Annotated in this window: 12 protein-coding genes and 1 pseudogene; 10 read left to right on the plus strand and 3 right to left on the minus strand. The window is 71.2% G+C overall.

The features are described 5' to 3' along the window. Positions 1-20: 20 nt before the first annotated feature. The 4 genes from OHA91_RS11500 to OHA91_RS11515 all read left to right on the plus strand — a co-directional run bounded on the left by OHA91_RS11500 (position 21) and on the right by OHA91_RS11515 (position 3,955). On the plus strand, positions 21-710 hold the full coding sequence (locus OHA91_RS11500) for a glycerophosphodiester phosphodiesterase (protein WP_266497120.1): 690 nt from the start codon (positions 21-23) through the stop codon (positions 708-710). Then, the gene (locus OHA91_RS11505; RefSeq protein WP_408059233.1) at positions 710-1,933 is read left to right on the plus strand and encodes a sensor histidine kinase; all 1,224 of its coding nucleotides are present in this window, start codon (positions 710-712) and stop codon (positions 1,931-1,933) included. Before OHA91_RS11500 ends, OHA91_RS11505 begins: the two co-directional genes overlap by 1 nt. After that, a complete protein-coding gene (locus OHA91_RS11510; protein WP_031148783.1) occupies positions 1,930-2,601 on the plus strand; it encodes a response regulator in 672 nt (223 codons plus the stop codon). Before OHA91_RS11505 ends, OHA91_RS11510 begins: the two co-directional genes overlap by 4 nt. A gap of 148 nt (positions 2,602-2,749) precedes the next feature. Then, positions 2,750-3,955, plus strand: a complete 1,206-nt coding sequence (locus OHA91_RS11515) for a serine hydrolase domain-containing protein (RefSeq protein WP_328739209.1) — start codon at positions 2,750-2,752, stop codon at positions 3,953-3,955. Here the strand turns inward: OHA91_RS11515 and OHA91_RS11520 are convergent. From OHA91_RS11520 to OHA91_RS11530, 3 genes are all read right to left on the minus strand, one after another. After that, positions 3,945-4,412: a hypothetical protein gene (locus OHA91_RS11520; RefSeq protein ID WP_031148779.1), complete on the minus strand. Its 468-nt coding sequence runs from the start codon at positions 4,410-4,412 to the stop codon at positions 3,945-3,947. The genes OHA91_RS11515 and OHA91_RS11520 overlap by 11 nt on opposite strands. A gap of 77 nt (positions 4,413-4,489) precedes the next feature. After that, positions 4,490-5,668 (minus strand): polyamine ABC transporter substrate-binding protein, encoded by a 1,179-nt coding sequence (locus tag OHA91_RS11525; RefSeq protein WP_328739210.1) that lies wholly within the window; start codon positions 5,666-5,668, stop codon positions 4,490-4,492. 92 nt (positions 5,669-5,760) lie between these two features. Continuing rightward, positions 5,761-7,200 (minus strand): gamma-aminobutyraldehyde dehydrogenase, encoded by a 1,440-nt coding sequence (locus OHA91_RS11530; RefSeq protein ID WP_031148774.1) that lies wholly within the window; start codon positions 7,198-7,200, stop codon positions 5,761-5,763. A 169-nt stretch (positions 7,201-7,369) separates the two neighbouring features. Between OHA91_RS11530 and OHA91_RS11535 the strand changes: the two genes are divergently transcribed. The 6 genes and pseudogenes from OHA91_RS11535 to OHA91_RS11560 all read left to right on the plus strand — a co-directional run bounded on the left by OHA91_RS11535 (position 7,370) and on the right by OHA91_RS11560 (position 13,337). Further along, positions 7,370-7,873, plus strand: coding sequence for an Lrp/AsnC family transcriptional regulator (locus tag OHA91_RS11535; RefSeq protein WP_007266859.1), 504 nt, complete (start codon positions 7,370-7,372; stop codon positions 7,871-7,873). Beyond that, the gene (locus OHA91_RS11540) at positions 7,858-9,237 is read left to right on the plus strand and encodes an aspartate aminotransferase family protein (protein ID WP_209441479.1); all 1,380 of its coding nucleotides are present in this window, start codon (positions 7,858-7,860) and stop codon (positions 9,235-9,237) included. Before OHA91_RS11535 ends, OHA91_RS11540 begins: the two co-directional genes overlap by 16 nt. A gap of 284 nt (positions 9,238-9,521) precedes the next feature. Then, positions 9,522-10,178 (plus strand): annotated as a pseudogene (locus OHA91_RS11545) (ABC transporter ATP-binding protein); the annotation flags it as partial. Next, positions 10,160-11,233 (plus strand): hypothetical protein, encoded by a 1,074-nt coding sequence (locus tag OHA91_RS11550; RefSeq protein ID WP_328739211.1) that lies wholly within the window; start codon positions 10,160-10,162, stop codon positions 11,231-11,233. The pseudogene OHA91_RS11545 and the gene OHA91_RS11550, both read left to right, overlap by 19 nt. A 26-nt stretch (positions 11,234-11,259) precedes the next feature. Further along, positions 11,260-12,351, plus strand: coding sequence for an LOG family protein (locus OHA91_RS11555; protein WP_107064665.1), 1,092 nt, complete (start codon positions 11,260-11,262; stop codon positions 12,349-12,351). 80 nt (positions 12,352-12,431) lie between these two features. After that, on the plus strand, positions 12,432-13,337 hold the full coding sequence (locus tag OHA91_RS11560) for a DMT family protein (protein ID WP_031148764.1): 906 nt from the start codon (positions 12,432-12,434) through the stop codon (positions 13,335-13,337). Positions 13,338-13,416: the final 79 nt, after the last annotated feature.

The raw sequence follows: 13,416 nt of genomic DNA on the forward strand, positions 1-13,416 counted from the left end.
GTCCCCCCGAGAATGGGGCCATGCGCACCCTGACTGCCGTCGGCCACCGCGGCGATCCCTACCGTGTCCGTGAGAACACCCTGCCCTCGATCCGCTCCGCCTTCGCCCGCGGGGCGGACGCGGTCGAGGTCGACGTACGGCTGACCCGTGACGGGGTGCCGGTCCTCCTCCACGACGCGTCGCTCCAGCGGCTGTGGAACCACGACGTGCGGCTCGACGAGATCTCCGCGGCTCAGCTCAAGGAGCTGACGGCGGGAGCCGTTCCGACGCTGCGCGACGCGCTGATGTCGGCCGGGGCGGGCCGGCTGATGCTCGACCTCCCGGGCGCCACGCCGGAGGCGGTCAGCTCCGTCGTGGGCCTGGTCCGGGAGTGCGGCGCCCGCGAGCGTACGTTCTACTGCGCGGGACCGGACTCGATGCTGGCGCTCCGCGCCGCCGACCCCGGCGCGGAGATCGCGCTGACCTGGACCACGCTGTCACCGCCCCGGCGGGTCCTGATCGACGCGGTGGCGCCGCGCTGGCTCAACTACCGCTTCGGGCTGGTGAGCCGGGAGCTGGCCGACGCGCTGCACCGCGACGGCCTGTTGGTGTCGGCCTGGACCGCCGACACCAAGCGGACGATGAAGGGGCTCATCGCGGCGGGGGTCGACGCGATCACCACGAACCGGGTGGACGTGCTGACGGCCGTGCGGGCCGAGTTCGGCCGGTGATACCCGCGCTGGGCCGGCGGGTCCGGCGGCTGCGCGGGGCCCGCCCGTGGGTCGTGGACCTGGGCCTGACCGTCCTGGTGCAGCTGGCCGTCACGATGCCGTTCGTGCTGCCGCGGGAGCCCGGGCTGCCTCCGGTGACCTGGGCCTCGTACGCGGTCACCACGCTGGGAGTGGTGCCGCTGGTGTGGCGGCGGCGCCGGCCCGTGCTGGTCCTGGTGGCGATCCTGCTGATCGGCGGTGTCTACCGGGTGACGATGGACGGGCCCGGGCAGCCGCTCCCCTACGCCGGACTGATGGCCTTCTACACGGTGGCCCTGCACTGTCCCGGCCGGGTGCGGGCTTCGGCCGGGGCGGGCTCGATGGTGGTCGTCGCCGCGTCCGTGGGGCTGGAGACGGGCACGGCGAGGGAGCTGTCCTTCACCCTGTTCTGCGCGGGCGCCGCCTACGCGCTGGGCCGGCTCCAGTACACCCGGCAGGCCTACACCGCGGCCGTCGAGGACCGGGCGGCGCAGTTGGAGCGGGCCAACCGGATCGAGGCGGAGCAGGCCGTGGCCCGGGAACGGGCCCGGATAGCGCGGGAGATGCACGACATCCTCTCGCACGCCGTCAGCATCATGATCGTGCAGGCGGAGGCCGGGCCGGTGGCGGTGCGGCGGGCACCGGAGCGGGCCGAGGCGGCCTTCGAGGCGATCTCGGAGACGGGCCGGGAGGCGATGGCGCAGCTGCGGACGATGCTGGGGGTGCTCCGCGAGGCGGACGGCCCGGCGCCACGCGAGCCGCAGCCGGGGGTGGCGGCGCTCCCGGCGCTGCTGGACCGGGTGCGCCGGGGCGGCCCGGAGATCGCGTACGAGGAGACGGGCGAGGTCAGGGGCCTGCCGTCGGCGGTGGACACGGCCGTGTACCGGATCGTGCAGGAGGCCCTGACGAACGTGGTGAAGCACGCGCGGGCCCGGCGGGTGAGCGTACGGCTGCACCACGGGGCCCGGGAGCTGGCGGTCACCGTGACGGACGACGGGCGGGGGCCGACGGGCGCTGGCGGTCGCGGCGGTGGCGCTGGCGGTGGCGGAAGCAGCGGCGGCGGTCGCGGCGGGCACGGGCTGATCGGCATTCGGGAGCGGGCGGCGGCCCACGGCGGGACGGCGCGGTGCGGGCCGCGGCGCGACGGCCTCGGCTTCGAGGTGCGGGCGGTCCTTGTAATCTCGCCGCTGGAGGTGGGGAGTTGACGATCCGTGTGGTGGTGGCCGACGACCAGGAGCTGGTGCGCAGCGGGTTCGCGATGATCCTCGACGCCCAGGAGGACGTCGAGGTGGTGGCGGAGGTCGGGGACGGTGCGGCGGCGGTCGCGGCCGTGGAGCTGCTGGCACCGGACGTGGCGCTGCTGGACGTCCGGATGCCGGTCCTGGACGGGATCGGGGCGTGCCGGTCGATCTCGGCGCGCAGTGCGTGCCGGACGGTGATGCTGACGACCTTCGACTCGGACGAGTACGTGTACGAGGCCCTGCATGCCGGGGCGAGCGGGTTCCTGCTGAAGGACGTGCGGCGCGACGACCTGGTCCACGCGGTCCGGGTGGTGGCGGCGGGCGAGTCCCTGCTGGCGCCCTCGGTGGCGCGCCGGCTGATCGAGGAGTACACGGCGGCGACGGTGCGGGCGCCCGCGCTTCCGGCGGAGCGGCTGGAGGTGCTGACGGCGCGGGAACGGGAGACGCTGCTGCACCTGGGGCGGGGGATGTCGAACGCGGAGATCGCGGCGGCGCTGGTGGTGAGCGAGCACACGGTGAAGTCGCATGTGGGCAACGTGCTGGCGAAGCTGGGGCTGCGGGACCGGATCCAGGCGGTGATCTGCGCGTACGAGACGGGTCTGATCGCGGCGGGTGCTCCCTCCGGGGAGTGAGGGGACGGCGTGTCGCCTCCCTCGCGCCGGTGAGTTGTCGTACCGGTGAAGACCCCTCTCATTGGTGATCCGCAAACCCCTTGTGAGCTGGAGCATTGAGGTCATCGGGGCGGAGGGCTCCGAGTGGTCTCAGGGGGAGCACACCGTCATGAACGCGAAGATGCGCACGCTGATCGCAGCCGCACTGGTCATCGGGATCGCTTCGGGTCCGGCCGTCGCCCACGCCGCGTCGGTGCCGGCTCCGGCGCCGGCACCCGCCGCCGCGGAGAGGATCGCGCCGCTGGTTTCGACACCGCCGAACGCGGCCGCGCTGGAGGCGGCGATCGCCGGGCTCGGTCCGCGGCACAAGGACGCGACGGCCGCACTGGTCCGGGTGGGCGGCACGGCTGGCTGTTGGCAGGGCAGTTCGGGGACGGCGGACATCCGTACGGGGCGCGATGCCGTCGAGCAGGGCCGCTTCCGGGCGGGGTCCGTGACCAAGGTCTTCACGGCGGCGGTCGTCCTCCAGCTGGCGTCGGAGGGCCGGGTGGATCTCGACGGGCCGGTCCGGCGCCACCTGCCCGGCGTCGTCCCCGACCGCTACGGGGCCGTCACCGTACGGCAGTTGCTCAACCACACCAGTGGCATTCCGGCGGCCGACGGGCCGGGCGACTCCTTCGAGGCGCAGTGGGAGCACCGGTTCGACGTGACCGATCCGCGGGCGCAGGTGGCGAACGCGGTCGCGAAGGAGCGGGAGTTCGCGCCCGGCTCGGCCCAGCACTATCTGAACATCAACTACACGGTGCTCGGTGTGCTGATCGAGAAGGTGACGGGCATGCGCTACGAGGACGCGGTCGGCGCCCGGATCCTGGGGCCGCTGGGCCTGCACCGGACGTCGTTCCCGGGGCGGACGGAGACGAGGATCCAAGGCCCGCACAACCGGGGGTACCAGGCGATACCGAAGGCGGACGGCTCGCGCGAGCTGCGTGACGTGACCGAGTGGAACTCCTCGGACCGGTGGGCGGCGGGCGACATCATCTCGACGACGGCGGACCTGGAGCGGTTCACCGTGGCCCTGTTCAGCGGGCGGGTGGTGCCGAAGGACCGGCTGGAGGAGATGTTCACGGTGCCGGACGTGAAGGACTTCGCGAGCGGCGAGCCGGCGGCGATGACGGCCGGGCTGTCCAGGACCGTCCTGCCGGACGGCACGGCGGCCTGGGGCAAGACGGGTGGGCGGCACGGCTACAACTCCGCGATCGGCGCGACCCGCGACCTCTCTCGCACCCTGGCCTACTCGGTGAACGCCACGGACGCCAAGGGCCGGGACATGAACCCGGTGGCCCTCGGCGTCATCATGGCGGCCTTCACGAAGTAGCGGCGGTCTCCAGGCGTTTGATCATGCGGCGCAGGATCAGGAGGGGGATCACCCCGAAGACGCCGAAGGCCATGTCGATGACGCTCCACCAGAAGGGGATGCCGCGGATCGGGCCGCAGATCAGGGCCAGGGGGATCACTCCGACGCAGGCGATCATGCCGGCTTCGACGATCCAGATGTTGCGGACGGGGTCGCGGTACACGCCGTAGAAGAAGACGGCGATCACGAGGTGGGCGAAGGCGAGCCAGTCGGTCCCGTACAGGAGGAAGGGATAGTCGGCATCGGCCCGGTCCAGTCCCTCGCCCACGCGTCGCAGCCATATGTTGTCGACGAGTGCGTTGCCCCAGCGGACCTCGCTGACCAGGGGGAAGGCCGTGAGACCGCTGAGCACGAGGCAGACGACGAAGACGATCAACCAGGCACGGATCCGCCGCTCAAGGGCGCTTCTCTCGCTCATGGAAGGAAGCCTACGCCCATTTCTGAACGCGTTCAGCCAAAGGATTGAACATGTTCAGTTCCGTGTCCGGACCGTGATCAGAGTCCGACGATCGCGTTCCACCGCCTGGCGAGGGAGCGGCGCTCGGCCGAGGAGATGTCCCGGGCCACGGCGAGCCGCCTGCGCATCTCGTCGTCGGGGAAGATCAGCGGGTTCTCGGCGAGTTCGGCGGTCTCCTTGTCGTCGGAGCCCGCCAGCACCTCCCGGGCCGCCGGGACGGGGCAGACGTAGTTGACGGAGGCGGCGAGCTCCGCGGCCACCTCCGGGTCGTAGTAGTGGTCGACCAGGGCCTCGGCATTGGCCTTGTGCCGGGCCAGGTTGGGGACGAGCAGGCTCTCGGCCCAGAGTTCGCCCCCTTCCTCGGGGACCACGAACTCGATGTCCGGGTTGTCGGCCTGGAGCTGGATGGCGTCGCCGGAGTAGGCCTGGCAGGCGAGGACGTCGCCCCTGCTGAGATCGGAGGTGTAGTCGTTGCCGGTGAAGCGGCGGACGTGCTTCTTCTTCACCATGCTCTCGACGTGGTCGCACATCCGGTGGAAGTCGGATTCGGTCCAGCGCGTGACGTCGACCCCGTTGCCCTGCATCAGCAGGCCGAAGGATTCGTCGAGCCCGGAGAAGAGCGTGACCTTGCCCGCCAGGTCGAGGTGCCACAGGTCCTGGACGGATCTGATCTCCCGGCCCAGGGCCTTGCGGTTGTAGGCGATGCCGGTGATGCCGGACTGCCAGGGCACGGTGTGCAGCCGGCCCTCGTCGAAGGCGGGGGAACGCAGCTGCGGGTCCAGGTGACGGGTCACGTTCGGCTGCGCCGACCGGTCCATCTCCTGGGCCCAGCCCAGATGGACGAAGCGGGCGGCCATCCAGTCGCTCACCACGACCAGGTCGTGGCCGGTCTCCTGGCGGTTCATCAGGGCCGGGCTGACCTTGCCGAAGAACTCGTCGTTGTCGTTGATCTCCTCGGTGTAGCGGACCTCGATGCCGGTCCGCTCGGAGAAGGCCTCCAGAGTCGGACGGCGCTCCTCGTCCTCCTCGTCGGTGTCGATGTAGAGCGGCCAGTTGGAGAAGGCGATGCTGCGGTCGCGCTCCGAGCGGTCGGGTCCCACCCGCCCTTCCTCCGGCACGTAGGCGGGGGGAACACCGCATCCGGCGAGGGCGGCCGACAGGCCCGCGGCACCGAGTCCGGCGAGCGCGGCACGGCGGGAGAAGGCGAGTTGAGGCATGGGCACAGCCTCCGCGAACGCCGAAGGGCGGGCAATAGACATGTTGTCTACTGCCCGCCCCTTCAACGCCCTGCTGTGATCGATGCGGCCGATCAGCCGTCGAGCGAGGTCATCACGTGCTTGATGCGGGTGTAGTCCTCGAAGCCGTAGGCGGAGAGGTCCTTGCCGTAACCGGACTTCTTGAAGCCGCCGTGCGGCATCTCGGCGACGAGCGGGATGTGGGTGTTGATCCACACGCAGCCGAAGTCGAGGTTCTTGGACATCCGCATCGCGCGGCCGTGGTCCTTGGTCCACACGGAGGAGGCGAGGGCGAACTCGACGCCGTTCGCGTACTCCAGGGCCTGGGACTCGTCCGTGAAGGACTGGACGGTGATGACGGGGCCGAAGACCTCGTTCTGGATGATCTCGTCGTCCTGCTTGAGGCCGGAAACCACGGTCGGGGCGTAGAAGTAGCCCTTCTCGCCGACCTGGTGGCCACCCGCCTCGACCTTGGCGTGGGCGGGGAGGCGCTCGATGAAGCCCGCGACCTGCTTGAGCTGGTTCGGGTTGTTCAGCGGGCCGTACAGCACGTCCTCGTCGTCCGGCGCGCCGGTCTTCGTGTCGGCGGCGGCCTTGGCGAGCGCGGCCACGAACTCGTCGTGGATCGACTCGTGCACGAGCACGCGGGTGGCGGCGGTGCAGTCCTGGCCGGCGTTGAAGTAGCCGGCGACCGCGATGTCCTCGACGGCCTTCGGGATGTCGGCGTCCTCGAAGACGACGACCGGGGCCTTGCCGCCGAGCTCCAGGTGGACGCGCTTGACGTCCTTGGAGGCGCTCTCGGCGACCTGCATGCCCGCGCGCACCGAGCCGGTGATGGAGGCCATCGCCGGGGTGGAGTGCTCGACCATGGCCTTGCCGGTCTCACGGTCGCCGCAGATGACGTTGAAGACGCCCTTGGGCAGCACCGAGTCGATGATCTCCGCCATCAGCACGGTGGAGGCCGGGGTGGTGTCCGAGGGCTTGAGCACCACGGTGTTGCCCGCGGCGATGGCCGGGGCGAACTTCCACACGGCCATCATCATCGGGTAGTTCCACGGCGCGACCTGGGCACAGACGCCGACCGGCTCGCGGCGGATGATCGAGGTCATCCCGTCCATGTACTCGCCGGCCGAGCGGCCCTCGAGCAGGCGGGCCGCACCCGCGAAGAAGCGGATCTGGTCCACCATCGGCGGCAGCTCCTCGCTGGCCGTGAGGCCCAGCGGCTTGCCGGTGTTCTCCGACTCGGCGGCGACGAGCTCGTCCGCGCGCGCCTCGAAGGCGTCCGCGATCTTCAGCAGCGCCTTCTGGCGCTCGGCGGGGGTGGTGTCGCGCCAGCCCGGGAACGCGGCCGCGGCAGCGGCCATGGCGGCATCGACATCGGCCTGGCCCGAGAGCGGGGCGGTCGCGTACACCTCGCCGGTGGCCGGGTTGACCACCTCGGTGGTCCGCCCGTCGGCGGCGTCCTTGAACTCCCCGCCGATGTAGTTGCGCAGACGACGCAGTTCGGTGGTCACTACAGCCACACTCCTGATCACATGTCCAACGATTGAGACGTTTACCAAAGCCTAGCCCCTCGGCGGAGGCTTTCGACAGACCCGGACGCCACCACCTACGAAATCAGTGAGATCAGAGTCTTCAAACAACGGATTTCATCGATTCCGTCTTGCGGAACAGACGACCCTCGTGCACAGTGAGGTCGTGGTCAGTCGAAGCGCAGATTCCAGGAACAGACAACCGTCCCCTTCGGTCGATGCTGTGTCCCTGGCGATCATCGAGCAACTGCAGGAGGACGGTCGCCGTCCCTATGCATCGATCGGCAAGGCCGTCGGCCTGTCCGAGGCTGCCGTACGCCAACGCGTGCAGAAGCTGCTCGACCAGGGCGTCATGCAGATCGTCGCCGTCACCGACCCGCTCACCGTGGGCCTGCGGCGCCAGGCGATGGTCGGCATCAACGTCGAGGGCGACCTCGACCCGGTGGCCGACGCGCTGACCGCGATGGCCGAGTGCGAATACGTGGTGATGACCGCCGGCTCGTTCGACCTGATGGTGGAGATCGTCTGCGAGGACGACGACCACCTGCTGGAAACGATCAACAAGAAGATCCGCACGCTCCCCGGCGTGCGGTCTACCGAAAGCTTCGTTTACCTGAAGCTGAAGAAGCAGACCTACATGTGGGGAACCCGATAACCGTGACCCAGGACCTGTCCAAGACCGCGTACGACCACTTGTGGATGCACTTCACCCGCATGTCGTCCTACGAGAACTCCCCCGTCCCCACCATCGTCCGTGGTGAGGGCACCTACATCTTCGACGACAAGGGCAAGCGCTACCTGGACGGTCTCGCCGGACTGTTCGTGGTCAACGCCGGTCACGGCCGCAAGGAGCTGGCCGAGGTCGCCTACAAGCAGGCGCAGCAGCTGGCCTTCTTCCCCGTGTGGTCCTACGCCCACCCGATGGCAGTCGAGCTCGCCGAGCGCCTGGCGAACTACGCCCCGGGCGACCTGAACAAGGTCTTCTTCACCACCGGCGGCGGCGAGGCCGTCGAGACCGCCTGGAAGCTCGCCAAGCAGTACTTCAAGCTGCAGGGCAAGCCCACCAAGTACAAGGTCATCTCGCGTGCGGTCGCCTACCACGGCACCCCGCAGGGCGCCCTGTCGATCACGGGTCTGCCGGCCCTCAAGGCTCCGTTCGAGCCGCTGGTGCCCGGCGCGCACAAGGTGCCGAACACCAACATCTACCGCGCCCCGATCTACGGCGACGACCCCGAGGCCTTCGGCCGCTGGTGCGCCGACCAGATCGAGCAGCAGATCCTCTTCGAGGGCGCCGACACCGTCGCCGCCGTCTTCCTGGAGCCGGTGCAGAACGCCGGCGGCTGCTTCCCTCCGCCGCCCGGCTACTTCCAGCGGGTCCGCGAGATCTGCGACGAGTACGACGTGCTCCTCGTCTCCGACGAGACGATCTGCGCCTTCGGCCGCCTCGGCACGATGTTCGCCTGTGACAAGTTCGGCTACGTGCCGGACATGATCACCTGCGCCAAGGGCATGACCTCGGGCTACTCCCCGATCGGCGCCTGCATCGTCTCGGACCGCCTCGCCGAGCCGTTCTACAAGGGCGACAACACCTTCCTGCACGGCTACACCTTCGGCGGACACCCGGTGTCGTCCGCGGTGGCCCTGGCCAACCTCGACATCTTCGACAAGGAAGGCCTCAACCAGCACGTGCTGGACAACGAGGGCGCCTTCCTCCAGACGCTGCAGAAGCTGCACGACCTGCCGATCGTCGGCGACGTCCGCGGCAACGGCTACTTCTACGGCATCGAGCTCGTCAAGGACAAGGTCACGAAGGAGTCCTTCACGGACGAGGAGACCGAGCGCGTGCTCTACGGCTTCCTCTCCAAGGCCCTCTTCGAGAACGGCCTGTACTGCCGGGCCGACGACCGGGGCGACCCGGTCATCCAGCTGGCGCCGCCGCTGACCGCGGACCAGGGCACCTTCGACGAGATCGAGGGGATCCTGCGCTCGGTGCTCACCGAGGCCTGGACCAAGCTGTGACCGGGCTGTAAATAGTCCGAGGCTGCAATAGTCCGAACACACGGCCCGGATCCTCCGTTCGAGTGAGAACGCGGGGGTTCGGGCCGTGTGCTGTCGGCATCCAAGAGGTTCATCTCTTTACATCTCATTGCGGCGCCAGTGACCGGAAGGGCTCCGTTTCGTTCCCTCGGACGGAGGTGTACGCCATGGTGGCCCCACCGGAGAATGCCCCGCCGGACAACGACGTGCTCTGGGCGCGGTCCCTTCACTACGCGCACGACGGAGCCCCCGCCCTCGTCGGTGTCTCCCTCGGGGTCCGCCCGGGCGAGATCGTGGCCCTGACCGGCCCGCGCGGCAGCGGCAAGACCACTCTGCTGCGCTGTCTGTCCGGGCAGCTGCGCCCCTCCGAGGGCGAGGTCTGGTTCAACAGCGTCCCCGTGCACACCATGGGAGACCTGTCCCGCGAGCGGCTGCGCCGCGACCGCTTCGGCTGGCTCGGCAGCGAACCCCAGCTGCTGCCCGAGCTGAAGGTCTGGGAGAACGCCGCCCTGCCCCTGCTGCTCTCCGGGGCCTCCCACCGCAGCGCCAAGCACGCCGCCTGCGAATGGCTCGACCGCCTCGACATCGGCGCCTTCGCCCGCAAGCGCCCCGCCTCCCTGACCCGCGCCGAGTGCCAGCGGGTCGCCCTGGCCCGAGCCCTGGTCAACGTCCCCTCGGTGATCTACGCCGACGAGCCCACCGCCCCGCTGCACCGGGCCGACCGGGCCCTGCTGCTGCGGACGCTGACCACCGCGGCCCGCTCCCACGAGATCACCGTGCTGCTGGCCACCGACGACGAGGCCACCGCGGCCGTCGCGGACCGCCGTCTGAACCTGGTCGACGGCCGCCTCGCGGTGAACGCCGCCGCATCCCCGGTCCCCGACACCCCGGAGGGCCAGGCCGCGTGCTCGCTCTCCGCCTAGCCCGCGGCTCCCGGCCCCTCGTCCAGCTGCGGCGGCTGCTCGTCGCCGCCGCCTCCGCCGGGACCGGCTTCCTGCTGCTGTACGTACTCGCCGGAGCCGTGGCCCGGCCCGCCGGATCGTTCCCTCGCCTGCTGTGGGCCCTGGTCCCGCTGGCCGCGACGGTCCACTTCGCCGTAGCCGTCGCCCGGGCCGACCCCGCCACCCGGCCCCGCGAGGGGTTGGACGCCGCCGGGCTGGGACCCGTACGCCTGGCCCTGGCCGCCGCGATCTCCACGGCCGTCGCCTGCGCCCTGGGCAGTGCCCTGGCCCTGGCGCTCTTCCTCCACCTCCGCGGGGACCTCGCCGGCCTGCCGTTCGACGGCTCCGGCTCCCGGCTCCTGCACGCCGAGCAGCCGCTGCCCGTGGCGGCCGCCCTGACCCTGCTGGCCCTCGTACCCCTGACCGCCTCGGCCGCCACCGCCCTCGCGCTGCGTCCGCACCGGCCGCTGGCTCCGCAGACCGCCCTGCCCTGGGGCATCGCGCTGACCGCCTGCGGGTTCGCCACCGAGGCCTACGCCGGCCGGGACGGCGGCGGGGTCCTCGCCGGCTGGACGCTGACCGCGGTCGGGCTCGCCCTCGCCGGACCCGGTCTGGCCTACGCCTGCGGAAGCCTGGTCCAGGCCGTGCGCCCCGGTGCGCTGCGGCTGCTGGCCGGGCGGTCCCTCCAGGAGCAGGCCTCCCGGATCGGGCCGCCGCTGGGCGTGCTGTGCTCCGTCGCCGCGGGGGCCCTGACGGCCCTCGCCCTGCGGGACCGCGGCGGGCTGCACGTACCGCTCGGTCCGCTGGCCTGGCCGGCCGTCGCCCTGGTGGCCCTGTGCGCCGCCGCGACCCTTCTCACATCCGCGATGGAGACCCGCCGGACCGAGACCGCCGGACGCAAGGCCCTGCTCGATCTGGCCGCTCCCGCAAGGGTCCTGCGTACGGCGGCGGGTCTGCGGGCCACCGCGCTCGTGGCCGTGTGCGTACCCCTCAGCTGGGGTGTGGCACAGCTGACGTCGCTGGCACTGACCCGCTGAGGCGTACAGCCCTTAGGGTGGGCCGAATGGTCAACGCAGACATCGAGATCGAGACGCTCGCCGAATTCGACCAGGTCGTGGCACGCGGCTCGCTCAGCGGCTACCGGATCCAGTCGGTCAACCTGCTGGAGCGGACCTTCGCGCTGCTGGCCGCCGACACCTCGGCGGCCGTCTTCCTGGGCTGCGCGATGGAGCCCGACGCCTCGGCGAAGGTCCGTGCGGACGGCGCGCTGGTCTTCCCGCCCGTTCCCGACCTGCCCTTCAACCCGTACCGGGGCCTGCTCTACACGCCGGAGGAGCTCTTCGAGGGGCTGCCCGGCGGCTACGAGGCCACCCCGGACGCCGAGACGTACGCCTGGTTCCAGGAGACCGGAACCGACGGCGACGTCTTGTCCTCGATGCTGCGCTCCGTCCACGACGACGCGATCTCCGACGCCCTCGACGAGCACCTCCTCGCCGCCCGCGTGGTGGGCGTGATGGGCGGCCACGCCATGTCCCGGGGCTGCGCGGACTACCGCGGTGCCGCGGAGCTCGGCCGGGCGCTGACACGGTCCGGGCTGACCGTGGCCACGGGCGGCGGCCCCGGCGCGATGGAGGCCGCCAACCTCGGCGCCTACCTGGCGCCGGCCCCGGACGAGGCCCTCGACGAGGCCCTCGAACTGCTGGCCAAGGCCCCCTCCTTCGAGCCGTCGGTGTCCGACTGGGCGGGCGCGGCCTTCGCCGTACGGGACCGCTGGCCCGGCGGCGGCGACTCGGTGGGCATCCCCACCTGGTTCTACGGTCACGAGCCGCCGAACGCCTTCGCGGCGCACATCGCCAAGTACTTCGCGAACGCCACCCGGGAGGACGGGCTGCTGGCCCGGTCCACCGCGGGCGTGGTGTTCCTGCCCGGCGCGGCCGGCACCGTGCAGGAGATATTCGACAGCGCGACGCCGAACTACTACGGGTCCCGGGGCGAGCCGGCGCCGATGGTCCTGGTCGGCCGCACCCACTGGACCGAGCACCTCCCGGCATGGCCCCTGCTGCGGGCACTGGCCCGGGGCCGGGCGATGGAGTCGCGGATCGCGCTCGTCGACTCGGTGGACGAGGTCCCCGGCGTACTCGCTTCGATGAGCTGAGCTCCGGAGGCAACTTCCGGGCCGATTCCAACGTCTGGCAGAGGTACCGCAAAACCTGCCAGACGTGAACGGAGCCATCGGTGCTCATAGGCCTGCTGACCGCTGTCGCGGCATCCATCTGCTACGGCACGGGATCCGTGCTGCAAGCCGTCGGATCGCGCCGCGCCGCCCGGATGAACCCGGCGGCGGCCGGGGTGACCGCCCACGGCGGCCCCAACCTCTCGTCCACCGCGAAGGCGGCGATGACGTGGGAGTTCATCGTCGGCACGATCCTGGACTTCGTCGGCTTCGGGCTCGGCGCCCTGGCCGCCCGCCTCCTCCCGCTCTTCCTCTCCCAGACGGTGATCAGCGCCAACCTGGTCATCACGGCCGTGCTGAGCGTGAAGATGCTCGGCATCCGGCTGACCCGCAAGGAATGGGCCTCGATCGGTGTCGTCTGCACCGCGCTGGTGCTGCTGGCGACGGCGGCGGGCCACGAGGGCGGCCACCATGCGCCGATGTCCACGCACTGGTGGCTGCTGGGAATCACCGCGCTGCTGATGGTGGGCGGCACGGTGGCCGTCCGCCTCCTCGGCGGCGGGGCCGCGATCCTGGCGGGTCTGCTGTCCGGCCTGGGCTTCGGCGCGCTCGGCGTCGGCGTACGGATCCTCAACGGCGTCGACCCGTTCGACCTCGGCGCCCTCCTCACCGACCCGGCCCTCTACGCCATCCTGCTGGCCGGCATCGGCGGCATGTACCTGCACACCGTCGCCCTGCAGATCGGCTCGGTGAACGGAGCGACCGCGGCCCTCGTCGTCGGCGAGACGGTGCTCCCCGGCGCGATCGGAGTGCTCTGGCTCGGCGACGCCTCGCGCCCCGGCCTGGCCTGGCTGGCGGTCCTCGGCTTCGTCATGGCCGTGACCGGCGCGGTGGCGGTGGCCTGGTACGGCAAGCACGAGGGCGCCGAGGAGGAGGCCCCTGCGGCCGTACCGGAGCCGGTCGGCTGACCGCCCGGCCGGCCCGGGCGGCCCCGTACCGCTCCCTCACCCGGTCGGCCGACCCCGGTGGTGGCGCGGCGACGGCTGT

Origin of the sequence: Streptomyces erythrochromogenes (assembly GCF_036170895.1) — a bacterium.
Taxonomy (GTDB): domain Bacteria; phylum Actinomycetota; class Actinomycetes; order Streptomycetales; family Streptomycetaceae; genus Streptomyces; species Streptomyces erythrochromogenes.

Excerpts from the sequence above, each read along its gene's own strand:
- OHA91_RS11500 (WP_266497120.1), top strand. The coding sequence starts at position 21 with ATGCGCACCCTGACTGCCGTCGGCCACCGCGGCGATCCCTACCGTGTC.
- OHA91_RS11515 (WP_328739209.1), top strand. The coding sequence starts at position 2,750 with ATGAACGCGAAGATGCGCACGCTGATCGCAGCCGCACTGGTCATCGGG.
- OHA91_RS11520 (WP_031148779.1), bottom strand. The coding sequence starts at position 4,412 with ATGAGCGAGAGAAGCGCCCTTGAGCGGCGGATCCGTGCCTGGTTGATC.
- OHA91_RS11525 (WP_328739210.1), bottom strand. The coding sequence starts at position 5,668 with ATGCCTCAACTCGCCTTCTCCCGCCGTGCCGCGCTCGCCGGACTCGGT.
- OHA91_RS11555 (WP_107064665.1), top strand. The coding sequence starts at position 11,260 with ATGGTCAACGCAGACATCGAGATCGAGACGCTCGCCGAATTCGACCAG.